The 25,483-nt window shown below is 65.5% G+C and carries 26 protein-coding genes and 2 tRNA genes; 6 read left to right on the top strand and 22 right to left on the bottom strand.

Translation table 11 applies throughout. The features are described 5' to 3' along the window. Positions 1-53: 53 nt before the first annotated feature. The 3 genes from nrdE to nrdH form a co-directional block, all read right to left on the bottom strand. Positions 54-2,192, bottom strand: a complete 2,139-nt coding sequence (gene nrdE, locus AC5RVB_RS08975; RefSeq protein WP_227901617.1) for a class 1b ribonucleoside-diphosphate reductase subunit alpha — start codon at positions 2,190-2,192, stop codon at positions 54-56. Then, positions 2,189-2,695: a class Ib ribonucleoside-diphosphate reductase assembly flavoprotein NrdI gene (gene nrdI, locus AC5RVB_RS08970; RefSeq protein ID WP_423723262.1), complete on the bottom strand. Its 507-nt coding sequence runs from the start codon at positions 2,693-2,695 to the stop codon at positions 2,189-2,191. Before nrdI ends, nrdE begins: the two co-directional genes overlap by 4 nt. A 99-nt stretch (positions 2,696-2,794) precedes the next feature. Then, on the bottom strand, positions 2,795-3,040 hold the full coding sequence (gene nrdH / locus AC5RVB_RS08965; protein WP_227901614.1) for a glutaredoxin-like protein NrdH: 246 nt from the start codon (positions 3,038-3,040) through the stop codon (positions 2,795-2,797). A gap of 440 nt (positions 3,041-3,480) precedes the next feature. Between nrdH and AC5RVB_RS08960 the strand changes: the two genes are divergently transcribed. The 3 genes from AC5RVB_RS08960 (at position 3,481) to AC5RVB_RS08950 (ending at position 6,290) form a co-directional block, all read left to right on the top strand. Then, complete coding sequence (locus AC5RVB_RS08960) at positions 3,481-4,419, top strand: LysR family transcriptional regulator (protein WP_227901613.1); 939 nt, start codon at positions 3,481-3,483, stop codon at positions 4,417-4,419. Between the two features lie 40 nt (positions 4,420-4,459). Continuing rightward, complete coding sequence (locus AC5RVB_RS08955; protein ID WP_227901612.1) at positions 4,460-5,554, top strand: FUSC family protein; 1,095 nt, start codon at positions 4,460-4,462, stop codon at positions 5,552-5,554. Between the two features lie 379 nt (positions 5,555-5,933). Then, on the top strand, positions 5,934-6,290 hold the full coding sequence (locus tag AC5RVB_RS08950; protein WP_290244942.1) for a hypothetical protein: 357 nt from the start codon (positions 5,934-5,936) through the stop codon (positions 6,288-6,290). 32 nt (positions 6,291-6,322) lie between these two features. Here AC5RVB_RS08950 and AC5RVB_RS08945 read toward each other — a convergent pair whose 3' ends face one another. Beyond that, entirely contained in the window at positions 6,323-7,396 is a 1,074-nt protein-coding gene (locus AC5RVB_RS08945) for an App1 family protein phosphatidate phosphatase (protein ID WP_227927686.1), read from the bottom strand. A 61-nt stretch (positions 7,397-7,457) separates the two neighbouring features. Further along, a complete protein-coding gene (locus AC5RVB_RS08940) occupies positions 7,458-8,555 on the bottom strand; it encodes a fatty acid desaturase family protein (RefSeq protein ID WP_227901608.1) in 1,098 nt (365 codons plus the stop codon). 204 nt (positions 8,556-8,759) lie between these two features. Between AC5RVB_RS08940 and AC5RVB_RS08935 the strand changes: the two genes are divergently transcribed. The 3 genes from AC5RVB_RS08935 to AC5RVB_RS08925 all read left to right on the top strand — a co-directional run bounded on the left by AC5RVB_RS08935 (position 8,760) and on the right by AC5RVB_RS08925 (position 12,202). Next, positions 8,760-10,049: an alanine racemase gene (locus tag AC5RVB_RS08935; protein ID WP_290244940.1), complete on the top strand. Its 1,290-nt coding sequence runs from the start codon at positions 8,760-8,762 to the stop codon at positions 10,047-10,049. Next, on the top strand, positions 10,046-11,350 hold the full coding sequence (locus AC5RVB_RS08930; protein WP_494142514.1) for a D-arabinono-1,4-lactone oxidase: 1,305 nt from the start codon (positions 10,046-10,048) through the stop codon (positions 11,348-11,350). The genes AC5RVB_RS08935 and AC5RVB_RS08930 overlap by 4 nt, the downstream gene beginning before the upstream one ends. 96 nt (positions 11,351-11,446) lie before the next feature. Further along, complete coding sequence (locus AC5RVB_RS08925; RefSeq protein ID WP_227901966.1) at positions 11,447-12,202, top strand: lysoplasmalogenase family protein; 756 nt, start codon at positions 11,447-11,449, stop codon at positions 12,200-12,202. Between the two features lie 7 nt (positions 12,203-12,209). Here AC5RVB_RS08925 and AC5RVB_RS08920 read toward each other — a convergent pair whose 3' ends face one another. The 17 genes from AC5RVB_RS08920 to AC5RVB_RS08840 form a co-directional block, all read right to left on the bottom strand. After that, positions 12,210-13,109 carry an NUDIX domain-containing protein gene (locus tag AC5RVB_RS08920; protein WP_494142513.1) on the bottom strand — a complete coding sequence of 300 codons (900 nt, stop codon included), beginning with the start codon at positions 13,107-13,109 and terminating at the stop codon, positions 12,210-12,212. A 67-nt stretch (positions 13,110-13,176) separates the two neighbouring features. Continuing rightward, entirely contained in the window at positions 13,177-13,920 is a 744-nt protein-coding gene (locus tag AC5RVB_RS08915; protein WP_494142512.1) for an NUDIX hydrolase, read from the bottom strand. Next, the gene (locus tag AC5RVB_RS08910) at positions 13,920-15,026 is read right to left on the bottom strand and encodes an AAA family ATPase (protein ID WP_494142511.1); all 1,107 of its coding nucleotides are present in this window, start codon (positions 15,024-15,026) and stop codon (positions 13,920-13,922) included. Before AC5RVB_RS08910 ends, AC5RVB_RS08915 begins: the two co-directional genes overlap by 1 nt. After that, positions 15,023-15,709, bottom strand: a complete 687-nt coding sequence (gene pnuC, locus AC5RVB_RS08905) for a nicotinamide riboside transporter PnuC (protein WP_494142510.1) — start codon at positions 15,707-15,709, stop codon at positions 15,023-15,025. The genes AC5RVB_RS08910 and pnuC overlap by 4 nt, the downstream gene beginning before the upstream one ends. Positions 15,710-15,873: 164 nt before the next feature. Next, positions 15,874-15,949: transfer RNA gene (locus tag AC5RVB_RS08900), tRNA-Ala, on the bottom strand. 70 nt (positions 15,950-16,019) lie between these two features. After that, positions 16,020-16,095 (bottom strand) — tRNA-Ala (locus AC5RVB_RS08895). Between the two features lie 126 nt (positions 16,096-16,221). After that, entirely contained in the window at positions 16,222-16,905 is a 684-nt protein-coding gene (locus AC5RVB_RS08890) for a histidine phosphatase family protein (protein ID WP_494142509.1), read from the bottom strand. Positions 16,906-16,914: 9 nt separating this feature from the next. After that, positions 16,915-17,295: a ribosome silencing factor gene (gene rsfS, locus AC5RVB_RS08885; RefSeq protein WP_227901596.1), complete on the bottom strand. Its 381-nt coding sequence runs from the start codon at positions 17,293-17,295 to the stop codon at positions 16,915-16,917. Positions 17,296-17,319: 24 nt separating this feature from the next. After that, on the bottom strand, positions 17,320-18,828 hold the full coding sequence (locus tag AC5RVB_RS08880) for a hypothetical protein (protein ID WP_494142508.1): 1,509 nt from the start codon (positions 18,826-18,828) through the stop codon (positions 17,320-17,322). A gap of 24 nt (positions 18,829-18,852) precedes the next feature. Further along, on the bottom strand, positions 18,853-19,518 hold the full coding sequence (gene nadD, locus AC5RVB_RS08875; protein ID WP_227901965.1) for a nicotinate-nucleotide adenylyltransferase: 666 nt from the start codon (positions 19,516-19,518) through the stop codon (positions 18,853-18,855). Between the two features lie 35 nt (positions 19,519-19,553). After that, positions 19,554-19,796 carry a hypothetical protein gene (locus tag AC5RVB_RS08870; RefSeq protein ID WP_227901593.1) on the bottom strand — a complete coding sequence of 81 codons (243 nt, stop codon included), beginning with the start codon at positions 19,794-19,796 and terminating at the stop codon, positions 19,554-19,556. A 130-nt stretch (positions 19,797-19,926) separates the two neighbouring features. Continuing rightward, positions 19,927-21,282, bottom strand: coding sequence for a glutamate-5-semialdehyde dehydrogenase (locus AC5RVB_RS08865; RefSeq protein WP_494142507.1), 1,356 nt, complete (start codon positions 21,280-21,282; stop codon positions 19,927-19,929). After that, positions 21,279-22,493, bottom strand: coding sequence for a glutamate 5-kinase (gene proB, locus AC5RVB_RS08860; protein WP_227927677.1), 1,215 nt, complete (start codon positions 22,491-22,493; stop codon positions 21,279-21,281). Before proB ends, AC5RVB_RS08865 begins: the two co-directional genes overlap by 4 nt. A 52-nt stretch (positions 22,494-22,545) precedes the next feature. Further along, positions 22,546-24,129 carry a GTPase ObgE gene (gene obgE, locus AC5RVB_RS08855; protein WP_227901589.1) on the bottom strand — a complete coding sequence of 528 codons (1,584 nt, stop codon included), beginning with the start codon at positions 24,127-24,129 and terminating at the stop codon, positions 22,546-22,548. Between the two features lie 107 nt (positions 24,130-24,236). Beyond that, positions 24,237-24,500 (bottom strand): 50S ribosomal protein L27, encoded by a 264-nt coding sequence (gene rpmA / locus AC5RVB_RS08850; protein ID WP_104053918.1) that lies wholly within the window; start codon positions 24,498-24,500, stop codon positions 24,237-24,239. A gap of 84 nt (positions 24,501-24,584) precedes the next feature. Beyond that, positions 24,585-24,896 (bottom strand): 50S ribosomal protein L21, encoded by a 312-nt coding sequence (rplU, locus tag AC5RVB_RS08845; protein WP_146361875.1) that lies wholly within the window; start codon positions 24,894-24,896, stop codon positions 24,585-24,587. Positions 24,897-25,262: 366 nt separating this feature from the next. Further along, positions 25,263-25,483, bottom strand: a 221-nt coding sequence (locus AC5RVB_RS08840; protein WP_494142506.1) for a hypothetical protein, incomplete at its 5' end; no start/stop codon positions are given.

Here is a 25,483-nt window from a genome sequence, read left to right as displayed (position 1 = left end):
AATGTTTCCTTGTCTTCAAAAGTTCCGGGGAGGGAGTGCGGTTGGTGCAGGCCTTACAGCATGCAGGAAACGCAGCCCTCAACCTCGGTGCCTTCCAGGGCGAGCTGGCGCAGGCGGATGTAGTAGATGGTCTTGATGCCCTTGCGCCAGGCGTAGATCTGCGCCTTGTTGATGTCGCGGGTGGTGGCGGTGTCCTTGAAGAACAACGTCAGGGACAGGCCCTGGTCCACGTGCTGCGTGGCAGCGGCGTAGGTGTCGATGATCTTCTCGTAGCCGATTTCGTAGGCATCCTGGTAGTACTCCAGGTTGTCATTGGTCAGGTACGGGGCCGGGTAGTAGACACGTCCCAGCTTGCCTTCCTTGCGGATCTCGATCTTCGACGCCACCGGGTGGATGGAGGAGGTGGAGTTGTTGATGTAGGAGATCGAGCCGGTGGGCGGCACGGCCTGCAGGTTCTGGTTGTAGATGCCGTGGGCCATCACCGAATCCCGCAGCTCGGCCCAGTCAGCCTGGGTCGGGATCTTCACGCCGGCGAACAGTTCGCGCACCCGCTCGGTCTGCGGTACCCATTCGGAGTTGATGTACTTCTCAAAGTACTCACCCGTGGCGTACTTGGACCGCTCAAAGCCGGCGAACTTGCGGCCGGTCTCGATGGAGAGCAGGTTTGAGGCCCGCACGGCGTGGTAGACCACCGTGTAGAAGTAGATGTTGGTGAAGTCGATGCCCTCTTCGGAACCGTAGTGGACCCGCTCGCGGGCCAGGTAGCCGTGCAGGTTCATCTGGCCCAGGCCAATGGCGTGGGACTGGTCGTTGCCCTTGGCAATGGACGGAACGGAGCCGATGTGGCTCATGTCCGAGACAGCGGTCAGCGCACGGATGGCTGTTTCAATGGTCCGGCCGAAGTCCGGGGAGTCCATGGTCTTGGCGATGTTCAGCGAGCCAAGGTTGCAGGAGATGTCCTTGCCGGTCTCGTCGTAGGACAGGTCATCCTTGTACGTGGTGGGCTCGGAGACCTGGAGGATTTCCGAGCACAGGTTGGACATGATGATCTTGCCGTCGATCGGGTTGGCACGGTTTACCGTGTCCTCGAACATGATGTACGGGTAGCCGGACTCGAACTGGATCTCGGCAAGGGTCTGGAAGAACTCGCGGGCACGGATCTTGGTCTTCTTGATCCGGGCGTCGTCCACCATCTCGTAGTACTTCTCGGTGACCGAGATGTCGGAGAACGGCATGCCGTAGACCTTCTCGACGTCGTACGGGGAGAACAGGTACATGTCCTCGTCGCGCTTGGCCAGTTCGAAGGTGATGTCCGGAACGACGACGCCGAGGGAGAGGGTCTTGATGCGGATCTTCTCGTCCGCGTTCTCACGCTTGGTGTCCAGGAACCGGTTGATGTCCGGGTGGTGGGCGTGCAGGTACACGGCACCGGCGCCCTGGCGGGCACCGAGCTGGTTGGCGTAGGAGAAGCTGTCTTCGAGGAGCTTCATCACGGGGATCACGCCGGAGGACTGGTTCTCGATCTGCTTGATCGGCGCGCCGACCTCGCGGATGTTGGTCAGCGCGAAGGCCACGCCGCCGCCGCGCTTGGAGAGCTGCAGTGCGGAGTTGATGGAGCGGCCAATGGACTCCATGTTGTCTTCGATGCGCAGCAGGAAGCAGGAGACCAGCTCGCCGCGCTGGGCCTTGCCGGCGTTCAGGAAGGTGGGGGTGGCGGGCTGGAAGCGGCCCTCGATGATTTCATCCACCATCTGCACGGCCAGCTTCTCGTCGCCGCGGGCCAGGTGCAGGGCAACCATGCACACGCGGTCCTCGTAGCGCTCCAGGTAACGCTTGCCGTCGAAGGTCTTCAGCGTGTAGGAGGTGTAGAACTTGAACGCGCCCAGGAAGGTCTCGAAACGGAACTTCTTCTTGTAGGCACGCTGGTAGAGGTCCTTGATGAAGTTCATGGAGTACTGGTCGAGCGTTTCGCGCTCGTAGTACTCATTCTTCACCAGGTATTCCAGCTTCTCTTCCAGGTCGTGGAAGAACACCGTGTTGTTGTTAACGTGCTGGAGGAAGTACTGGCGCGCAGCAGCGCGGTCGGCGTCGAACTGGATCTCGCCGTTCTTGCCGTACAGGTTCAGCATGGCGTTGAGCTCGTGATAGCCCAGGTCCTTGTAAGCCTCGGGGAGCTCCTTGGAGGCTGTCATGCCGGCTTCTGCGACTGATGTGTCCAAAACTTTTCCAATCCTTCGTTAACCTTGGCGACGTCCTCGGACGTGCCCATGAGTTCAAATCGATACAGCACGGGGACCTGGCATTTCACGGCGATGATGTCCGCCGCGAGGCAATAGGAGTCCCCGAAGTTTGTGTTGCCCGCCCCAATCACTCCCCGGATCAAGGAGCGGTTGTGCTCGTTGTTCAGGAACTTGATGACCTGTTTGGGCACGGCGCCCTTGGCCGCGGCCCCCGGCTGTGCTGCGGTTCCCCCGTAGGTGGGGAGCAACAGCACATAGGGCCGGCGGGCCAGCAGGGTGGGCCGGGGAGTGTGGAGCGGGAGCTGGGCCGCGGGGACCCCGAGCTTTTGTACAAAGCGTCGGGTGTACCCGGAGGCCGATGAGAAGTAAATCAGGGACGCGTCCGTTTCCGGGTGCCTCTCTTCTGCGGATGCCTCTGCCGGAATGCCGGCCTGGTCTGCCATCCCCAGTGTCATGGTTGCTGCGCTCCTGACGGGTTCTGCGCGGGTGGTGCGTGGTGCGGTGATGCGAGGTGCTGCTAAGGGAAACCGTGGGCCGGAGGGCCCGTGGGATTCTTAGGCGACGGAGGAGACCTGCGCCTGGGCCAGCTCTTCGATCTTGTCGGGACGGAAGCCGGACCAGGAGTCCTGCTCGGTGACGACAACGGGGGCCTGCATGTAGCCCATGGAACGGACGCGCTCAAGGGCCTCGGGGTCCTGGGACATGTCCACGCTCTGGTACACAATGCCCTTCTTGTCGAGGGCGCGGTAGGTGGCGTTGCACTGAACGCAGGCGGGCTTGGTGTAAACCGTAACGGTCATGGTCTGGTCTCCCCTAGTGAAGCTGTGAAAGCTGTTCTGTTGCTGGGTTTTGGTTGCTGGTTGTAGCTGGGTGAAGTCTGTTGCTGCGGTGATGCGGGAGCTTTCTGTGAAGCTCGAAGTCTGTTCCTAGATACTACATCCAGTTACCTGCCCAGACACTACATCTAGTGCGCACCTCTAGGGGGAACCCCCACATGATGTATTACAAGTATGTCATTACAGGGGGTCTTCGTCCACAGTTTGTGCACAGGGATTACCGCGGTATTCGTGAGGTTTACGCGGTTCCGGCAGGGTTCTCCACAGCCTGTGCAGAACCGAATGCACATGTGACGAGATCGGCAAGATGCTTGCGTGTCGCGTACCGTGGGCGTGTCGCCTCTAGTACCCCCGAACACTAGATATTGTGGTCGACGCCCCGGGGCAACGAAGAAGGAGCTGGCATGGTGAACCCGATCCATTTGAAGACCCTCCTTGAGGTGCTCCGTACCGGCTCCTTCGCCGCCGCAGCCCTGCGCCTGGGGTACACCGCCTCCGCCGTGTCGCAGCAGATGTCCGCCCTCGAGCGGGACACGGGCACCCAGCTGTTTGTCCGCTCTGCCCGCACGGCCTCCCCCACTGAGGCCGCTGTTGTGATGGCCCGGCACGCCGCGAAGGTGCTGACGGACATGGACGCACTTCTGGCCGCAGCTGCGCGTACCGGCCAGGACACCGGACACGAACTGCGGTTGGGTATTTTTCCCAGCCTCGCCACGTTCGCCCTGCCGGAGCTGCTCTCCTCTCCCGGCTGGCAGGAGCTGGGCATCAGCCTGAAGCTCTCCGTTGCCGAGCCCGCCCAAACCATCCAGGGACTGCGCACCGGCGGGGATCTGGACGTCGCACTGGTGTACCAGGTGGGTCAGGGCGGACTTGCCTGGCCGTCCACGATCAGCCGCCAGTGGCTCGGGGATGACAATTTCAGGGTGGTGCTGCCGGAGTCCTGGGGAATCCGCGACGGCGCGGAAGTCACTGCCGAGCAGCTCGCCGGCATGCCCTGGATCATGCATCATCCCGGCACGCCGGATGCACTGGTGATTGAGCGGCTGTTTGCCAGCTGCAGCCTGCACCCCCGGGTCTCTGCATGGTGCGATGACTTCAACGCCAGCCTGGCCATGGCCGCGGCAGGCCTGGGCGCGGCCCTGGTGCCGGAACTGGCCATGCTGAACCGGCCCGCGGGGACGGTGGTGCTGGACGTGCCGGAGATCCGGCTGGCCCGCAGCATTTTCGCCCTTCTTATTCACGAACAGAACGTGCAGGTGCGCCTGTTCCTGGACCGGCTGGCGGACGTTTTGGGCAGTCGGAGCATTGTGCCGCTGCCCACATCCGGCAGCCGGGACGGCTGAAAAATCGTCGTCCCGGCACCGCCGGGGCAATACTGGCCTAATGACCACCGGCGAACAGTCCCTCTACAAACGGTCATTCAGTGCCGTCACCAACCGGGTTACCGGCTTCCTGCGCTACACGCGCCTTCAGCTCGCACTGAAGGCTGCCATCGCCGTCGGCATTGCCTGGACCCTGGCCCCGCACGTCCCCGGGGTGGCATCACAGTACCCGTACTACGCACCGCTGGGCGCGCTGGTGAGCATGTATCCCACCGTCTTCGGTTCCCTGCGAACCGGCCTGCAGACCCTGGCCGGTCTCGTGGTGGGCATGGCCCTGGCCCTGGGCGCGCTGCTCTTCGGTGCCCCGAATGTCCTGACCATTTCCCTGATTGTGGGACTCGGCGTCCTGCTGGCCGGCCTGCCCCATCTGGGCGCCTCGGGCCGGGATTACGTGCCTGTCGCCGCACTGTTTGTACTGGTACTAGGCGGTGATGATCCGGACGGGTATTCCTTCGGCTATATGGTGCAGATGCTGGTCGGAGTCGTCGTCGGGCTGGTCGTCAACGCCACCGTGTTCCCGCCGCTGCACCTGAACGGCGTCGTGAACGGACTCGTGGCCCTGCGCCAGTCACTTGCCAGGCAGCTGCGGGACATGGGCAGCGCCCTGGGAGAAACCTGGCCGCCGGAGCATGAGGAATGGTCCCGTCGCGAAAGCGAGCTGGACGGGCTTACCGGCGAGGTTCGGGAGGCCGTGGAACTGGCTGACAGCAGCCGCCACGGAAATATCCGCAGCCGCAAGTACCGGCGCGACTTCGACGCCGACTACCGGGCCCTGCGGGCGATGGAGCGCGCAACGGCACACGTTAAGGACATGACAGACGTGCTCACGGACGCCATCTGGCGCAACCCGGAGAACGTGGCAGTCCCGGCGCCGCTGGCCGAGCCGCTGGCCAGGGCCGTGGCGGCGTGCGCTGAAGCCGTGGAGGTTTGGGATCCGGAAAGCGACGAGCACGCGGCGGCCACCGAGTCCCTGGTCGAGCTGGTGCGCCTGGTGAACACCTCGGGTTCCGCTGACAGTCCGGTAGATGCCACCGCGGCAATGGCCATGGACCTTCGCCGCATCCTGCGCACCGTTAGTACGGTGGCCGAACAGTAGTTGCAGGACATCGGGAACAATTCTTTCCAATGTCTGAATCCCGCAGCAGCGCTGGGAAGGGCGGCCCTCATGGAACCCTGTACCCGCAGGCAACGGTTGACACTTTTCCGCACAGTGGCAGACTCGCACTACATAGTGGAAAGTTGACGCACCATCCGTTGGGGTCGGCCGCCCGTGAATCCGGGCAGACATTTATGGTGGGCCTCCCGAGTACAGGGGGAACCAAATGCCAGCGAAAATGCACAGGAGTACCGGCACGATATTCGCCGCCATGGCGGTGGCCGTCATGGCCGCCTCCGGATGTTCCGGAACGGAGACAGGCACCCGTTCCACGGACACCGGCGCCACTGACGTCCCGGTGACAGAGCAAACCCGATCGGTGAGCGGTACGCCTGCCGCTGCACCCCGGGACAGGGGCCCGCTCGTCACGCGGATCAAGACCAACGACGACGGCGCGCCCGGCTCCATGACGGTCGAAGGACTCACCACGGATTCGGAGGCCCTCGAGTTCGAGGTGGCCTGCGACCGGGAGGACACCATCAGGGTAGAGGTTGCGCGGATCGGTTTTGTGCAGATGACCTGCCCCATGACCGAGGGCCTGACCCATACCACCACCATGGACATCAGCGGCTTGGAACAGGACATAACGACGGGTGAGCGTGAACTGCAGATCACGGCCACCGGGACCGAAGGCACGGTTTGGGAAGTAGCGGTCACCAAGGCAGACCGGGCCTGACTCCGCGGCGGACCCGCGGCGCGGCCCCTCCCCTATTCGGCCTCGGTGAGCAGGCCCAGCTCGGCCAGCTGCCGTGACATTCCCGCCCCGTCAGGTGCATAGATCCACGGCACGTCAACCGGTGTCTGGCCGGGACGGCCCGTCCGTCCGCCAGCCAGGACCGCTTCGCCGGCAGAGAGCTGGCGGATGGCAATAGCCCGCACCTTGTCGGGGTGCTCCTGCGCGAAGGCGGCATAGATCTCTTCATCATGCTGGCCGTCGTCGCCGATCAGCAGCCACTGGATGTCCGGGAATTCCTCCGTCAGGCGGGCCAGCTGGGTGCGCTTGTGTGCCTGACCGCTGCGGAACCAGCGGTCGGTGGTGGGGCCCCAGTCGGTGAGCAGCAGGGGGCCGGCAGGGTAAAGGTTCCGCGTGATGAAACGGGTCAGTGTTGCTGCCACGTTCCATGCTCCGGTGGAGAGGTAAAAGACCGGGCCTACCGGATTCTGGCGGGCGAGCCTGTCCATCATCACGGCCATGCCGGGGGTGGGGGTACGTGCGTGTTCATCCAGCACAAAGGTGTTCCAGGCTGCCAGCATCGGCCGCGGCAGGGCGGTGACCATGATGGTGTCGTCAATGTCTGAAACCACACCCACCCTGGCCGCAGGATCCACCACATAGACCGGGGCCACCGTTTCTTCCCCGTCCTCGGAATGCAGGGTCACGGTGGTCCAGCCGGGCTCCATCTGCGCCGGCAGGCGAACATCAATCACGCCGCCGCGGTCCGCGGTGACTACGTGCTTGCTGTCCCCCACCTGAACAGTGATGGTGGCCTTGTTGACCGGGGGGCTGATGAAGTTGCGCCAGCCGCGGATGCCGTCGGCAATGGCCTTGGACGCCAGTGATTTTTCGTTTCCGCGGAAGTATCCGGGCTTGGCCAGGACGACGCGGCCCAGCACCCGCACCCAGGTGGTGGAACCGTACCCGGTGAACGGCAGGACAGTCTGAACGTCTCCCCGCTTTCGGGCATGTTCCTCACGCCACGCATGCAGGGAATCCTCCAGGCGCATACCGAGGTGGGCAACCGGGGTTTTCCCGGCGGGACGGTCCGTCGTGTTGTGTGCCATTTTCCCAGTCTGTCAGAAACGGGCGGCCGCCGTTTCCGGCGGCCGCATCGGCTTCCCTGCGTTAGACCCGGTATTTCGTTGTCACCGGGCAGTCGAACGGATCGCGGGCCGCAAGGCCCACCTTGTTCAGATACTTCACCACAATCCCGTAGGACTGCAGCAGGGTGGTTTCCGTATAGGGGATGGAGTGCTTGGCGCAGTGTTCCTTGACCAGTTCGCTGGCCCGGGCCAGGTGCGGCCGGGGCATGCTGGGGAAGAGGTGGTGCTCCACCTGGTAGTTCAGCCCGCCCATCAGGGTGTTCATGCCGCGGCCCACGATGTTGCGTGAGGTCAGCACCTGCCGGCTGAGGAAGTCCACCTTGGAGTCCTTCGGAATGATCGGCATGCCCTTGTGGTTCGGGGCAAAGGAAGCGCCCATGTACACGCCGAACACTGCCATCTGGACACCGATAAACGCGAACGCCATGCCCACGGGAAGGAAGAAGAAGACAGCTGCCAGGTAGAGGCTCAGCCGCAGCAGGACAACGGTGATTTCCCAGGCCCGGCCCTTGACCGCGTTCTTGGAAAACAGGTGCCGGATGGAGGTGACGTGCAGGTTGATGCCTTCAAACATCAGAATCGGAAAGAACAGCCATCCCTGCCGGCGGGCAAACCATGCCATAAAACCCTTTTGCCGCGCGGCCTGTTCCGGCAGGAAGGAGATGGTGTCCATCTCGATGTCCGGGTCCTTGCCCACGGTGTTCGGGTTGGCGTGGTGCCTGCTGTGCTTGTTCATCCACCACTGGTAGCTGATGCCCACCACTGCGTTGGCCAGGAAGCGGCCCGCCCGGTCATTTGCCGGACCGGATTCGAACACCTGGCGGTGCGAAGCCTCGTGCGAAATGAAAGCAAGCTGGGTCAGCAGCACCCCCAGTGCGGCGGCGATCAGCAGCTGGAACCAGCTTTCCCCGATAAAGAATGATCCCGTTGCAGCGGCAATAAGTCCGGCGAACAGGAATGCGGCGGTGGTGATGTAGAAAGACCGCCGGCGCTTCAGCAGGCCCTCGTCACGGACGGCCTTAAGCAGTCCGGAGTAGGTGCTGGTGATACTGGCCCGGCGGGGCTTCTTTTCACTCGGCTCTTCATTTACGGGTGCAGTGGGGGGTGCGGTTATGCTCATTCGGCCTTCTGGTCGTCTGCGACTTCCCAGCCGAGGTGGTGAACGGATTCGTTCTGTAGATGTGACTACCCTAACCCGGAATGCTGGTATTTCGCTGTGACCGTTCCGTAATCTGTCCGCCGTATTGACTCCCGGGGCGTCCGCGCGCCTGTCTCCGCACCGCTGGACACCGCGTTTAGGCTGTTCCAAAACGGAGGAGGGAACATGGCCGGCAACGTCAGCGGCGGAAGCCGGAAAGGCGGACTGCAGTTCTTTCCGCAGTCCGCACAGGAAAGCAGCAGTGCCCCGCCCCGCCCCTGGCTAAATCCCGCGGCGTACTGGCCTTCCCTGTCCGATGCGACAGCCGGGCTTCCGGCGCCCGTGGCAGTGCTGGGCATGGAGGCCCTGCGCTTCAACGCGGCTGACCTGGTTCGGCGTGCCGACGGCGTCCCGCTGAGGATCGCCAGCAAATCACTGCGTGTCCGCGGCATTATTGAGTCCCTGCTCCGGGCTCCGGGGTTCCGCGGCGTTTTCGCTTACACACTGGCGGAGGCCTTATGGCTGGCGGAGTCCTGTGCTGACGTCCTGGTGGGCTATCCCAGCACCGACCGTGCGTCCCTGAGCCGCCTGCTGGGTGACGACCGGCTCGCTGCACGGGTGACCCTGATGGTGGATGAGGAATCCCAGTTGGACCTGGTGGATTCCCTGGCTCCCCCCGGCCGGCGCGCGCCTGTGCGGATCTGCCTGGATGTGGACGCGTCCTGGCAGGCGCCGGTCCTGGGTTTTATTGGAACCCGCCGCTCTCCCCTGCACCGTCCGGACGACGCCGTGGGGCTGGGCGCCCGGATAGCCGCCCGCCCGGGGTTTCAACTGGTGGGCCTGATGATGTACGAAGCGCAGGTCGCCGGCGTGGGCGATGCCGTTCCCGGCGCCCGGGCGGGAAATGCCCTGATGCGCCGCATCCAGTCCCGGTCCATGGCGGAGCTCCGCGCGCGGCGGGGCAGGATTGCCCGGGAGCTGCGGAACCTGGCGGATCTTGAATTCGTCAACGGCGGCGGCACCGGCTCCGTGGAGGCAACCCGCGAAGATGCCTCCGTGACCGAGATCACCGCGGGGTCCGGCCTTTTTGCCGGGCACCTCTTTGATACCTACCGTTCCTTCTCCCCCGCCCCCGCGGCGGCCTTCGCGTTCGACGTCGTGCGCCGGCCCGCACCGGATACCGCCACCATACTGGGCGGAGGGTGGATCGGTTCCGGACCCCCGGGAGCATCCCGCGTCCCGCAGCCTGTCTGGCCGCCGGGACTGAGCCTGCTGCCGCGGGAAGGAGCCGGTGAAGTGCAGACCCCTTTGCGCGGCGGTGAAGCACGTCGGCTGCGCCCCGGGGACCGGGTCTGGTTCCGCCACCCCAAGAGCGGTGAGCCGGCCGAACACGTCAATGAATACCATCTGGTGGAGTCCGGGGAGGTAGTCGGAGTGCTGCCCACCTACCGTGGCGAAGGGAAGGCGTTCCTGTGAGCGTGGATAACGTGTGGCGGAACTGGGGGCGGAACGTCACCGCTGTACCGCTGCGGAGCGAACGTCCCGCCGGAATGGCAGATCTGCAACGCAGCGTGGCCCGGGCGTCAGCTGCCGGACTGAGGGTGAAGGCGGTGGGCGCCGGACACAGCTTTACGGCTGCTGCCGCCACCGACGGAGTCCAGCTGAACCTGGACGGCCTGCAGGGGCTGGTCAGTGCAGACACCGCAACGGGCAGGGTACGGCTGCTGGCCGGCACCCGGCTGTACCAGGTCCCGGCGCTGCTGGCACCCTATGGGCTGGCCATGCCCAATCTCGGGGATATCGACCGGCAGTCACTCGCCGGCGCCATCTCCACCGGCACTCACGGTACCGGTGCGGCGTTCGGCGGGCTCTCAACGCAGGTCCGCGGCCTGACCCTGGTCCAGCCTGACGGCGGGCTTCTGGACCTGACCCACGATGATCCGCTGCTTCCAGCCGCCGCACTGGGCTTGGGTGCGCTCGGGGTGATTGCCGATGTAACCCTTCAATGTGTACCTGCCTTTGTCCTCCGCGCCGAAGAACGGTCCGAACCGCTGGCGGAGGTCCTTGCCGGACTCACGGACCGGGTGAAGGCGGCGGATCATTTCGAGTTCTACTGGTTTCCCCACACAGACCGCGCCGCCACTAAAACCAATACCCGCCTGCCGGGCACGGCACAGGTCAGGGCGCTGTCCCCTGCGGGGCGGTGGCTGGACGAGACCCTGCTGTCCAACACCGTCTTCCGTGCCACCTGCGCCGCAGGCCGGGCAGCGCCGGCAGTTATCCCGGCGGTGAACCGCGCGGCCGCCCGGATGCTGGGTGGCCGGGACTACGCTGACGCCTCTGACCGGGTATTTGCGCAGCGGCGCACGGTGCGGTTTCGGGAAATGGAGTACGCCCTGCCTGCGGCACGGCTGGAGTCCGCCTTCACGGCCCTGCGACAGTTGGTCCGGGAGCGCCGGTGGCGGATTTCGTTTCCGGTGGAAGTGCGCTGGGCGGCGGCCGACGGACTCTGGCTATCCACTGCCCACGGACGGGACACCGCCTACATTGCCGTACACCGGTATTACCGGGAGGAGTACCGGGACTATTTCGACGCCGTCGAAGAGGTGATGCTGGCACACGGCGGGCGGCCCCACTGGGGGAAGCTGCATACCCTTACCGCGGCGGACCTGGCCGGCCGGTATCCGCACTTCACGGATTTCCTGGCGGTTCGGGACCGGTTGGATCCGGACCGGGTTTTTGCCAACGCCTATCTCGACCGGGTGCTGGGGCCATGACGACGCATCATGCGGCTCCACTCCGCCTGCCCGTTATCCAGCCGGCCGCACCCTAGGATGGGGGCAGCCCGAGCCAAAGGAACCTTCGTGACATCAATGCCCGCCCATGATCGGACCCCTTCCCTCCCCCGGAGATGGTGGTGGGGCTTCGTGCCCTTTATTGCGCTCTCCGTGATCCATGTGGGTGCCAGGTTCGCCGGTGCTGCCGACATAGCGGATCCGACAAAGCTGACCCTGATGCCGCTGCTGGCGGTCGCCGCAGTCTGGGCATTCCGGGGAGCCGGTCCCCGGACCGGGCGCTCCCTCGCGGTGCCGGCAGTGCTGCTGCTGGCAGCCCTGCTGTTCTCCTGGTTCGGTGACGGGGCAGCAACCCTGTTTCCCTTTGCACCGGAACTGCCGGTAATGCTGGCATCCTTTGGGATCGCCCATATCTGCTACATCTGGCTCATGACCCGACACATCGCGGACCGGCCCTTTCCCCGCTGGGCACTGGTATTTCCACTGTGGTGGATAGCCATGCTGGTGGCGCTGTGGCCGGCCCTCGGCTCCCTCGCCCCGGCGGTGGCAGCGTACGGAATTGTGCTGGCCGGAACGGCGGCGACGGCGGCCCGCTGCGGCAAGGCAGTGGCTTCGGGCGGCCTGCTGTTCCTCGCCTCGGACACCATCCTCTCCTTCCGGATCTTTATGCCGGAGGCCATGCCGGACTGGACAAGCGGCATGGTGATGCTGACGTACTGCGCCGGGCAGGGCCTGCTCGTAGCGGGAATTGCACTGCACCGTACTTCGCCCCGCACCGCGGAGGGGAAGCAGGCCGGTCTGGCAGCGCGGCCGGCGAGGCCGCTGGCATCCTAACCGGCCGCTAATACCCAAGCCGTTCACGGAACTGACCGGCACTCATGACCGAAGCGCCCGCCCGGCGGCTGCGTTCGGCCAGTTCCCGGTCACTGGTGGCCACCGTGACACGGTGTCCGCTCCCGGCCAGCTGATTGGCCAGGAGGGCGACGGCGTCGTCCCCGGATCCGTCCGCCCGGACCAGGCGGAGCGGCGGTTCCGGTTCGGCGACCGCGCGGGCCGCCCCTTCCACAACAACCACGAACCCGGGAAACCAGAGCCCTTCCGGCAGATCAAGCACCGGACCCGGCATCCCGCGCGCTTGCAGGTCCCCGACCGCGGCCAGCAGCCGGGCAGCGGCACCTGCACGGTCTTTCCACCATCCGTCAGGGACGGAGCCGATAACGTTGGCTGCGTCCACCACTACCACCGGCCGGATCTGGAGCAGTGCGGCAAGACGCGGCCAGGAGCGCGCGAACGCAGGGTGCAGGGGGAAGGACTCCACCTCCCCCACCGGCACCCACTCCAGCGCCAGGCTCTCGGGATCGCTGATGACCGGCTCGAAGGCCTGCACCACGTCCCCCAGCAGGGTGGAATACGTCCAGACACCAAGGTCCAGGACGCTCATCATCCGCGGACGGATCGACGCCTGCGGTACCCCTGCCTCCTCCGCGGCTTCACGCAGGGCAGCGGCCTGCGCCGATTCATTCCGGTGCCTGGCTCCCCCGGGCAGCGCCCAGGTCCCGCCGTGGTGGCTCCAGCCCGCCCGGTGCTGGAGCAGGATTCCGCGCTGCGGATCAAAAGCGAGCAGCCCCGCCGCACCGAACCGGCCCCAGTAACGCCGGCCATCCGGCGCCGTCGTCCAGGCGTCTCCTGAATCGCGCGGCGGCCGGCCCGCTCCGCCCGGCGCAGAAGGTCCAGTACTCATGCGCCCAGCCTGCCATAACCGGCCGGAAACAGCTGCCGCGCAGCCCCGCCCGGACCGCGGGCTGCGCCTAGTCCCTTCGTGCGGGCCGGACCAGGGGCGGACTCAGGTGCTCGTCCGCAACCGTGTAGACGGTGGCCGGTGCACCCTTGGCCCGGCCGGCCTTACGGCCCGTATCGTGCAGCGCGCCCGCCATTTTCCGGGTGAAGTTCCCGGGATCAAGCCGGGGAACGTTCCACACGGCCTGGTAGACACGGCGCAGCTGATTCAGCGTGAATTCCTCCGGGAGCAGCTTTGCACCGGTAAGTGTGTACTCGATTTTGCCCGCGAGCCGTTCAACGGCAGCCGTGAGGATGTCCCGGTGGTCGAAGGCCGGCTTCTCATTGGCCAGGACCTCGTACGCCGGCATCCACTGCGCCGTTGCGGTCCCTGTGCCGGCGCTCAGGACCGGCAGTGCCCTGCCGTCGGTTTCCAGCAGCGCCAGGTGCGCCACGGATACCACGCGCATGCGCGGGTCCCGCCGGGGGGAGCTGAAGGTCGCGAGCTGCTCAACGTGGGCGCGGTGCTCCCCCAGCTCCAGGCCGGTCTTTTCCCGCAGCACACGCCAGGCTGCCTCGAGGGCGTCCTCCTCCGGTCCCACAAAGCCACCGGGCAGGGCCAGGGCCCCCTCCCAGGGCCGGTCGCGGCGGCGCACCATTGCCGTGTACAGCGTTCCGGCCGAGACGGCGAAAACCACCAGGTCCGCTGCCAGGGCAACCGACGGGTAGGCCCGCGGGTCATAGTCCCTGAGGAAGCGGTATTCATCGTGAGACATCAGACTCCTGCCAGTACCGTGCGCGTGGCCCAGGGCGGGGACGAAAAGCGGAACCGGTCCTCGATGATCAGATCAGTGATCCGGGTGGCCGTGGCCAGGCGTTCGGCGTGGTCCCCCGACATCAGGACCCATGAGTGTCCGGCCGTGGTGAGCTCTTCCTTGAACCACTCCGTCATCTCTTCCCGGGGGTGCCCGGCTTCCCGCCACCCGTCGTCCTCGAAGGCAACGCCGTCGTGGTCCGTAACGAGGTAGAGATCGCGTCGGGGCAATTGCTCGACGGCGCGGTAGGACCCGTAGCTCTGTTCACCGATGTAGACGCGTTCGAAGAGTGCGGTGGTGATGACGTCGGTGTCGGCTATGACCAGGGGGCACCGGGCCGCTGCATCGTTTTCCAGCTGATTCTGCCGTTCACCGATGTGGGCAAAGTCCGCGGCGGTCCAGATCATGTCGGAGAGCGCGGACCCCGGACTGGCAGCCTGCGCCGCAGCGAACTTCTCGTAGGTGTACTGCCGGCCGTATTCCGGAACGTCGGCAAGCTCCGGATAGCGGGAGCGGTAGTGCGCTGTCAGGGCACGGGCAAGGGTGGTGGTGCCGGTGGACTGTGCGCCCACCACAATGATCCGGACGGCCAGATCCTGCCGGGCCGGGTCAATAATGTTGGGCCAGGCCGCGGCAAGGTCATCGCGGCATAGAGTGCCACTGACCGGGTGGGTCACGCGGGAAGGATCCACCGGCACATGGGCCGCACCGAAGTCGCCGGCGAGCTGCCAGCCGTACTCCTCCGAGCTGAAGACCGCGTCCACGGAGGTGATGCCATTCATCTTCAGGGCCAGGCGGAGCGACTCGTTGTGGGCCTTCCACATGGCCGCCGAGGAATAGTCCACGGGGGCATCGTTGGGCATGCCGATGACGCTGACGTTCCCCTGCCCGAATTCCGCCGTAAGCCACTTCACCCGGTCCTCCAAGGTGATGCTTTCAAACCGGCTGCCCAGCACTACCACTGCCAGCCGGTCCGACTGCTCCGCTGCACGGGCGATCAGGTGCCGGTGGCCGGCGTGGGGCGGGTAGAACTTGCCGATGATGACGCCCTGGCCATAGCGGTTCATGCCGGGACCTTTCCTGCCGCGGCGGCGGGGGCCGCAGCATTGCGTGTGCGCTTCCAATCAACGAGCCCGTAGATACAGAGGGCCAGGAATCCCATGTACAGGATTGCGGTGAGGTTCAGGCCCCGGGAGAAGTACAGCGGAATGCTGACCAGATCAATGACAATCCAGGCGTACCAGTGCTGGAAAATCTTCCGGGCCTGTCCGTAGGTGGCCAGGAGCGATGCGGCAAGGACAAAGGCATCAGGCCAGGGAACCTCGGAGTCGGTTCCATGGGTGAGGATCATGGCTATGGCCACCGTGGCCAGGGCTACGGCCCCCACCCCGCACGCAAGCTCCCTGGGGCCTGCGTCCCGGATCGGCAGGTCCCCGGTGGAGTTGGTATCCCTGGCTCCGCGGACCCAGTTGTACCACCCATATACGGAGACGGCTGCGAACACAGCCTGCAGCAGGGTCTCCCCGTAGAGGCCGGCCCCGAAGAACAGGATCATAAAGGCTACGTTGTTGATGATGCCGATTGGCCAGTTCCATGCCCGCTGCCGGGCGACGCCGTAGACACAGGCCGCACCGGTAACAAACCCGATAACTTCTATCCAGCTGACGGGCGCTCCGAGCAGATCTGCTGCCGGGGCATTCATCCAGTCCAGTATTGCGTCCATGGCGTCCACGTCCTTATTTATTGTCACTATGACAATTAGTAGCCTAGACCGGCTGGACAGGAAGGGATAGGCCCCAGGTGAACCGGATGTGTGACCTCAGCCACCATCCGGACCAGCGGCCGCGCATGGGGCCGGGGCATTCCGGCAATAAAAAAGCCCCGCCCGAAGGCGAGGCACTTTCCATGAATATTTGGTGGAGCTGAGGGGACTCGAACCCCTGACCCCCTGCATGCCATGCAGGTGCGCTACCAGCTGCGCCACAGCCCCAAATATTTCAGTGTTGTAGTAATCCAGAGGATTTCTTTCCACCGCAAACCCTTCGGTTTCCCGAAGGTTTTGGTGGAGCTGAGGGGACTCGAACCCCTGACCCCCTGCATGCCATGCAGGTGCGCTACCAGCTGCGCCACAGCCCCAAAACTTGAGTTGTTCGCCTCACTTTTCCGGTGACCGGGGCGAAGCAACTCCTCTACCTTAGTACAAATCGGCAGGAGCGCAAAATCCAGCCCGGGCCCGGTTTAACGGGCCGTGCGGCGGGGTTTTCAGCCCTCTACCGGTCCGGTGGGGAGGGAGTCCAGGCCCACGTTGTGCTGGGTCAGATGCCAGGCCGGATGGCCATGCCGGTCCGGGGTTTCCTGCAGCACTGACCAGTGACAGTTGGAGACACTGGAGATGACTGCCCAGGATTCAGTGGGCAGCCCGAGCAGGGCACAGATTCCCGCGCGGATCGCTCCCCCGTGGCTCACGGCCACCAGGGTGCCACCGGCCGGCACGTCCTGCACGGCCTCGTTCACCGCTTCTGCAACGCGCATGCCGACGTCGACACGTGTTTCGCCGCCGCCGGCGCGGACGCTGCCGACACCGGCAGACCAAGCTGCCAGCATCGCAGCGTCCTGCTCGGCTATTTGGGCGAAGGTTTTCCCTTCCCACTGCCCGGCGTAGGTCTCCCGCAGCCGTTTGTCCTGAACTACCGCCGGTGCCGTATGCGCGGCCAGGGCCAGGGCCGTGTTCAGGGCACGTCCCAGGTCGGAGGAGATGATGGCATCGGGCTGCAGATGCCGCAGCACCTGCGCGGCGTGGGCCGCCTGCCTTTCACCGCCCGCGTCCAGGGCAATGTCCTGCTGGCCCTGGAACCGTCCCACCCGGTTCCACTCGGTACGCCCGTGCCGCCAGAACACCAGCCGGCGGGAAGCGGACCCGGGATCCCAGGGGGCAGGGGCACTCATGCTCTGTGCTTACTCGCCGCCCGCAGGGGCGTCTTCCAGCTGAAGGTCAACTGCCGGGCAGTCCTTCCACAGGCGCTCCAGTGCGTAAAACACCCGGTCCTCCTCATGCTGGACGTGCACTACAACAGTTGCGTAGTCCAGGAGCACCCAGCGGCCCTCGCTGCGTCCTTCGCGGCGGACCGGCTTGAGGTCCATCTTGGACAGTTCCTCTTCGATGCCGTCAACGATGGAGTTGACCTGGCGTTCGTTCGAGGCTGAGGCGATGAGGAAAACGTCGGTGATGGCAAGCCGTTCACTGACGTCGATAGCAACAATGTCATCGGCAATCTTGGCAGACGCCGCTTTGGCCGCCGCCCGTGCAATGGCGATGGATGATTCGGTGGCGCTCAAAGTGGTTCTCCTTGGTGTAATCGGTCAGCCGCCAAGGCCGCCGACGATCATTAGTACTCCGACGATCAGGGCAAGTGTGCCCAGACCTGCAACACCGAAAACGGCAAAACGCAGTTTCCGGGTACGGCCGAGTCCGGCCGTCATAACATCAAGTGGGTCCAGGCCGAAGGCGTTGCGGGCACCGACGGGCCGTGCGGCCTCTTCGGACGCCAAGGGCGGATTCACCAGCGCATCGGCGCGGGCCAGTATCCGGGAATGCCGCACATCCGCGGCGTCCGCAGTGCGGCGCGGGGCGCCCGCAGGCTGCCTGGTCGGCGCCTTGCCCGGGACCACGGGAAGGGACCGCGCCGGCGGGGCATCCGCCTTGGGAGTGGATGACGTCACAATCGGCACATGGGAGGTGGGCGGTGCCTTCATGACGGGATGTTCCATCCCGGGCACCTTCACAAACTCCAGCGGTGTGACCATGGCCAGATTGTGCGCCGTCGACGGATCGTTGGAGGAAGGCCTGCGCTCCTCGTTTTCCCGGGAGAGTTTCTGCATGGCCTCCGTGCGGCGGTTCAGGACCTTTGCACGCTCAGCCAGGGCTTTCTGCTGCGCCAGCAGTTCAAGGTCAACCGCGTGCGGATCATCCGCCTGCATGGCTTCCATGGCGGCGATCTGGTTACGGGCCTGCCCCTCGAGTGCCTCGCGGGCGGCCAGTGCCTGCTCAACAGTCATGCCGGCAATGTCGGCGTTGGGATCACCGCCGGTCTCACCGCCCGCGGCACCCTTGGCCGGCCTGGCGGTTCCGGGCCGGCCGGTGCCTTCCCGGGCTGAGCGGGTCTGGGCTTCAGGGGTCTGAGCTTCGGGGGTCTGGGCTTCAGGGGTCTGGGCTTCGGCGGTTGGCGCCGCCGGGCTTTCCGTTTCGGGGCCGTCCGCTGCCGGGGCCGCAGAACCCGCACCGGCATTACGGGCCCGACGCCGGGACTCGACTCCCTGCGCCGGCTTCCCGGGGGTCTTCGGCGAGTCGGTCTTCTCCCCGGCATGCACGGGCTTTGCCGATACTGTCTCTTGTGCTGAACCACCGCGGGCGGATGCGTCGGGTCCGGTTTCAGTCCTGGTCCGGCCCTCGGACACCTGTTCCCGGGCAGCATCGGCAGCCGGCTGGCGGCGGCGTTCACGGCGCAGGGGCGCCGCGTCAGCGGAGGTAGCAGCGGCCGCCGGTTTCGACGGTTCCGGGACGGAGGTCGCTTCCGGAACCGGTGCTACGGCGTCATTCCCGCCCAGCGCCGCCGGTGCTGAAGACCTGGTGTTCGCCGCTGCAGCCCGCTGCTGCTGCTGCAGCCGAAGCTGGCGGCGGGTGGGAGGAGCGGTTCCGGAGTCACTGCGTTCCGGCGTTTCGGCCAGCGCCTTGTAGGCACGCAGTGCTTCGCGGTCGCGGGCACGCTGCTGGGATTCACGTTCCCGCGGGCCGGCCGGCGAATCCACCGGTGCGTCAGCCGCCCTACGGCTGCGCCTCGGCGCTTCTGCAGACTCTGGACCGTTAGTCATTTCCTACCCATCCGGTATGTGTGTTTACGCTACTGGTTCTGTTTTGGTTTCCACGTGGTTTGCCGCCTGGCCGGCGGGGGCATAGAGCCGGTGCTTAGCGATGTACTGAACCACGCCGTCCGGTACCAGGTACCAGACCGGCTTCCCCTCAGCCACCCGCCGTCGGCAGTCCGTGGAGGAGATGGCCATGGCCGGCACCTCCATCAGCGAGACATCCTCGCGGCCGACGTCTTCAAGCACATGCCCGGGACGGGTTACACCTACAAAATGCGCCAGGGACCATAGTTCCTGGATGTCCTTCCAGGACAGGATCTGGGCCATGGCATCGGCTCCGGTGATAAAGAACAGTTCGGCATCCGGCCGGGCCGCCTTTAAGTCACGCAGCGTATCGATTGTGTAGGTGGGGCCGGGCCTGTCGATGTCCACCCGGCTGACCGTGAAGCGTGGATTGGAGGCAGTGGCTACCACCGTCATGAGGTACCGGTGCTCAGCAGGGCTGACCTGCTGGGCGGCCGGCTTGTGCCACGGTTCCCCCGTGGGCACAAAAACGACTTCGTCCAAGTTGAACATGGACGCCACTTCGCTGGCCGCTACTAGGTGGCCGTGATGGATCGGGTCAAAGGTTCCACCCATCACGCCCAGGCGAACCCTGGGTGTACCGTTCCTATCGGTGCTCTGCGGTTCACCCATGGGGAAGAACGCCTCCGCTGACTCCACGTGTCAGGTCAGTCCTGAATGGCCTGGCCGTGATCGTGCTTGTTGGGGAACTGCCGCTGCGGATCTACGTGCTCTGCCTCTGCCTCATGCCGGTTGCCGACGTTGGTGAAGGACACCGTGATCAGCATCATCAGCAGGAACGCCGCGAAGATCACTCCGCCGTAGACGTACGGTGACGCCGGCAGTTCGACGTGGTGTTCCTCGGCCATTTCCGCAGCAGTAAGCACGGCGCCCGTAAGCTGGATCAGCATGTATCTCCCCTAGAGAGCAGTAGTCGCCGGGTAGCCGGCGGGGTCGGTTTCTAAGTCAATGGTACGCGTAACGCGCTGCACATCGCAGCCGGACGCCACCGGGGGCGGCCGGAGAGCATCTGCGGGTCCGTTAGGCGCGGGTATGCCCGTCGCCCTGGATGATCCATTTCGTGGTGGTGAGCTCCTTCAGCCCCATGGGTCCGCGCGCGTGCATCTTCTGTGTGGAGATGCCTACCTCCGCGCCCAGGCCCAGTTCACCGCCGTCGGTGAAGCGTGTGGAGGCGTTGACGATGACGGCGGCCGAGTCAATATCGGCGATGAACCGTTCCGCGTTGGCCAGGTCATTGGTGATGATGGCCTCAGTGTGTCCCGTGGTCCACCGGCGGATGTGTTCCACTGCCTCGTCCATGGTCCCGACCACGGCCACGGCCAGGTCCATATCCATGTATTCGCGCCCCCAGTCGCCGTCGTCGGCAGGCTCGGCGGTGACTCCCGCCGGCAGCAGTGCCATGGCGCGCGGATCGGCATGGAGGCGCACCCCGGCCCCGGCCAGTGCGGCCAGCACATCGGCCGCTGCCGGGGCGTCCTGGTGGATGAGCAGGGTTTCGACCGTGTTGCAGACGCTGGGCCGCTGCGTTTTGGCGTTGAGGAGGATGTCCACGGCCATCTCCACCGGCGCGCTGCGGTCCAGGTAGATGTGGACGTTGCCCTCCCCTGTTTCGATCACGGGGACCGTGGCGTTGGTGACCACTGACTGGATCAGTGACCGCCCGCCGCGCGGAATCAGCACATCCACCCGCCCGCGGGCCTTCATCAGGATGTTCGCTCCCTCACGGCCGAACCGGTCAACGCTCTGTACCGCGTCCGCGGGCAGTCCCTCCGCCTCGAGTGCGTCGCGGATAATGTCCACGAGCACGGCGTTTGTCGCAGCTGCAGCAGAGCCGCCCCGAAGAATCACGGCGTTACCGCTCTTTAGCGCGAGTCCGGCAATGTCCAGGGTGACGTTGGGGCGGGCCTCGTAGATGGCGGCCACCACGCCCATGGGCACGTGCACCTGGCGCAGCCTCAGGCCGTTGGGCAGGGTCTGCCCGCGGGCCACGGACCCCACGGGATCCGGCAGCCCGGCAAGGTTCTCCAAGGCGCCAACCAGCGCCGTGATCCGTTCCGGGGTGAGCGACAACCGGTCCAGCAGCGCCTGGGAGGTGCCGTTCTCCCGGCCCGCGGCAACATCCTTGGCGTTGGCTGCCAGGATGGCTTCCTGCTTTTCCTCCACGGTCCGGGCGATCCGCACCAGGGCCCGGTCCTTCCAGGCCCGGTTGGCACGGGCCAGGTACCTGGCCGCGCTGCGTGACCTGTCGGCCAGGGCATATACCTGTGCCTCGACGCCGGTGTCACCGGATTCCGGAAGGCCGGTATCCGCGCTGCTGCCGGCGGTCGGCGTTTCCAGGTTCGCGGTGTTCACTTCAGATGTGTTCACGGAAGTCATTCCCCCAGTGTAGGTCCAGTACCGGCGTCCGTCTCGGGGGCCGGTGCCTGCTGCTGGCGCAGCAGAACGAGGTCGTTGACGTGTACTACGGCGCGCTCGTAGCCGCGTCCCAACTCGCGGGAGAGCTCCCGGGTGGACCGGCCCAGCATGGAAGGCAGCTCGTCCGATCCGTAGTTGGTCAGCCCGTGGGCGATCACGCGTCCCGCGGCGTCCTGCAGGGCCACCGCGTCGCCGGGCTCAAAGGAGCCCTTGACGGCAACAATTCCGGCGGCGAGCAGTGAGCGGTGCCGGTCCCCCACGGCCCGGGCGGCGCCGTCGTCCAGCACCAGGGTTCCCTGGATCCGGGCGAGGTGGGCCAGCCACAGCAGCCGGATGGACTGGCGGCGGCCGCGGGTGGTGAACCAGGTGCCCACGTCCTCTCCGGCCAGGGCAGCGGCGGCGTTGGCCGTGGACGTGACGAGCGCCGGGATGCCCGACTCCGCGGCAATGGTTGCGGCTTCGACCTTGGTGGCCATGCCGCCGGTTCCCACGCCGGCCTTGCCCACGCGGCCAATGCGGACATCGGCAAGGTCCCTGGGACCGGTCACTTCGGGAATGCGGCGGGCACCTTCGGCAGGCGGGCCGTCATAGAGTGCGTCGACGTCGGAAAGCAGGATGAGGGCATCGGCCTTGACCAGGTGAGCCACGAGGGCGGCGAGCCGGTCATTATCGCCGAACCGGATTTCGTGGCTGGCAACCGCGTCGTTTTCGTTGACAATGGGCAGCACGCCGAAGTTCAGCAGCCGCTCCATGGCCCGGTGGGCGTTGGCATGGTGGGCACGGCGCATCAGGTCCTCGATGGTGAGCAGCACCTGGCTTACGGTGACACCATGCTCGCCGAAAGCTGCGGTGTAGCGGGCCATCAGCAGTCCCTGGCCCACGCTGGCGGCAGCCTGCTGAGAGGACAGCTGGGTGGGGCGTTTGCTCAGCCCCAGCGGGGCCAGTCCGGCACTGATGGCCCCGGACGAGACGAGGATAATCTCCGTTCCCTGGGCGTGCCGGGCGGAGAGCACATCGGCCAGGGAACGCAGCGCCGTATCGGAGATTCCCCCCACCACGGAGGTCAGGGAGGAAGAGCCGACCTTGACGACAATGCGGCGTGCACGTGCCAGTCCGGACCGGGAGGTAAGCGCACGGCGGGCAGGAGCGGCGAATTCGGTGTGTTCACTCATATCCTGCCCAGCCTATGCGTTAGTTCCGGCCGCCTGCCGGTGTGTGAAGCCTTTAGTCCGCTTCATTACCCTCGGTGTCGGCCGGCCGGGACGAGTGCTTGTAGTTGACCGATTCCGTCCAGATACCGGCCCGGCGCTCGTTTTCCAGCTCCTCGCGGGCAGCAGCCCGGGCATCCCTGCGCTTCTGGTGGTCTTCGCGCTTCTCCTCGCGGGTGGGGCGGGAGAATTCCTCAATGCGGATATCGCTGCCACGCGGCGAGGCTGCGAGCAGTTCCGCGCCGCCGATCATCGTCGGCTCCCAGTCAAAGACCACGCCGTCGCCCTCGCCAATCACTACGGCGTCGCCGGGCTTGGCGCCTTCCTTGAACAGCCGTTCCTCCACCCCGAGCTTGGCCAGGCGGTCTGCCAGGTAGCCCACGGCCTCGTCGTTGGTGAAGTCGGTCTGCTGCACCCAGCGGACCGGCTTTTCACCGAGGACACGAAAGAGGGGCTCCAGGTTCCGCTCCTCGCGGCGGATGCTGAATCCGCCCTTGCCGTTGACCGATCGCGGCTTCAGGACCGGCGGCTGGACGCGCGGCGGAGCCTGCTCGACCGAGTCGCGGGCTTCCTGCACAATCGCGGCCATGGCGAAACCGAGCTCGCGCAGGCCTTCGTGGCTGGCTGCGGATACTTCAAACACGCGGTAACCGCGCTCTTCCAGTTCGGGGCGCACGAATTCGGCCATGTCGCGGCCGTCCGGCACATCCACCTTATTCAGCGCGACCAGGCGCGGACGGCGGTTCAGCGGTACGACGTCGCCGTCAGCGCCCGCGTAGCTCATGTCCACTTCGTACTTCTCGAGTTCCTGCTCGATGATTTCAAGGTCACCGATCGGATCCCGGTCGGTTTCCAGTGCGGCGCAGTCCAACACGTGCACCAGTGCCGCACAGCGTTCCACGTGCCGCAGGAAGTTGTGCCCCAGGCCCTTGCCCTCGGAGGCGCCCTCGATCAGCCCGGGCACGTCGGCCACGGTGAAGCGGACATCGCCGGACTGCACCACACCCAGGTTCGGGATCAGGGTGGTGAAGGGGTAGTCCGCAATCTTGGGGCGTGCCGCTGACATCGCCGCAATCAGCGAGGACTTACCGGCTGACGGGAAGCCGACCAGAGCAATGTCGGCAATGGACTTCAGCTCCAGGACAATGTCCCGCTCCTCCCCCGGGATGCCCAGGAGGGCGAAGCCGGGAGCCTTGCGCTTCTGCGAGGACAGGGACGAGTTGCCCAGGCCGCCCTGGCCGCCGGCAGCGGCAATGTACTCGGCGCCCTGGCCAACCAGGTCCGCGAGGACTTCGCCGTCCTTGCTCTTCACCACGGTGCCGTCCGGAACCGAGAGCACGAGGGTTTCGCCGGTCTTGCCTGCACGCCAGTCACCCATACCGTTGCCGCCGTTGGTGGCGTGGCGGTGCGGGGCGTGGTGGTAGTCGAGCAGCGTGGTGGTCTGGCCGTCCACGCGCAGGATGACGTCGCCGCCGTCGCCGCCGTTGCCGCCGTCGGGTCCACCGAGGGGCTTGAACTTCTCACGCTTGACGGACACGCAACCATGGCCGCCTGTACCGCCCGAAACATGCAGCACTACGCGGTCTACAAAACTGGCCATGGTTCTCCTTCAAAGGAACTTCTTGATCATGCCAATTCTACTTGGCTTAAAAAACGACGGGGCGGGCCATCAAGGCCCGCCCCGTCGGAAAAGCTAATTGCCGGTGATTACTCGGCGGCTGCAGCAGCCACGATGTTCACGACGCGGCGGCCGCGACGGCTGCCGAATTCAACTGCTCCTGCTTCCAGGGCGAACAGCGTGTCGTCGCCTCCGCGACCAACACCCTCACCCGGGTGGAAGTGGGTGCCACGCTGGCGAACGATGATTTCGCCTGCCTTGACAACCTGGCCGCCGAAACGCTTTACGCCGAGGTACTGGGCGTTGGAGTCGCGACCGTTGCGAGTGGAACTCGCACCTTTCTTATGTGCCATTTCTTTGCCTGCCTTTACTAACTGATATTGAAACCCTCAGGCGGGATCACACCCGCGTTCCCGGCCCTGGGGCCGGCAGGAGAATCAGGAGTTGATGGACGTAACCTTGACCTTGGTCAGCGAGGAGCGGTAGCCCTGACGCTTCTTGTAGCCGGTCTTGTTCTTGAACTTCTGGATGACAATCTTCGGACCCCGGAAGTTCTCGACGATTTCTGCAGTCACGGTAACCTTGGCCAGGTCCTGTGCAGCAGAGGTGACCTTGTCGCCATCAACCAAAAGCAGGGCAGGCAGCTCAAAGGTGCTACCGGCTCCACCGGGGACGCGGTCCAGGGTTACGAGGTCTCCGACGGAAACCTTTTCTTGGCGGCCGCCAGCGCGGACAATCGCGTACACCACTTGGGAACTCACTTCTCTCGACGTTTAATACTTGGATGCGCATTTAGCGGGGCCAGATTTGTGCCCGCCTTGCGCCATGCAGTCACGCCCTGTACCGAAAAACGGATTCGAAGGCGTTCGCACCGAAGTTCAAGGCTACGCTAAGGGGCCACAACCCGCAAATGCGCTCGGTGGATACACCCTGCACATATACGGTGAGCCCCCGCCACCGACTTCCGGTGTCACTGCTCGGAGTCTACTTTATCCCATGGAAGCGCGGTTCCGGGCATTCACGCGCCGAAGCCGGCCGCTAACAGCCTTAAAACGCGGCGGGCGGCCCGGTCCGAGGGGACCAGGCCGCCCGTCGGCGGTTTCGGGGGGAGGCGGCTACAGCTCCGAAGCCGGTACGCCTACGCCCAGGATCACCGGAGCGGGGCTGCCCGCGGTTTCCTGACGGACGGCCTGCTGCCGGGGCTCGGCCGTCACGGTGTGGCGTGCCTGGACCTGCGGCGCAGAGTCCCCTGCCGGAGCCGTCACTTCAGCGGCACCCTGCGGGCTGCTGGCTGCACGGCGGCGGCGTGCCCGGCGCACGGGCGCCTGCTCCTGCT

The sequence above is a fragment of the Arthrobacter sp. Y3225209 genome (assembly GCF_059090685.1).
Note: the sequence above shows the minus strand (reverse complement) of the source record. Positions and strands in the feature narration are given on the sequence as shown.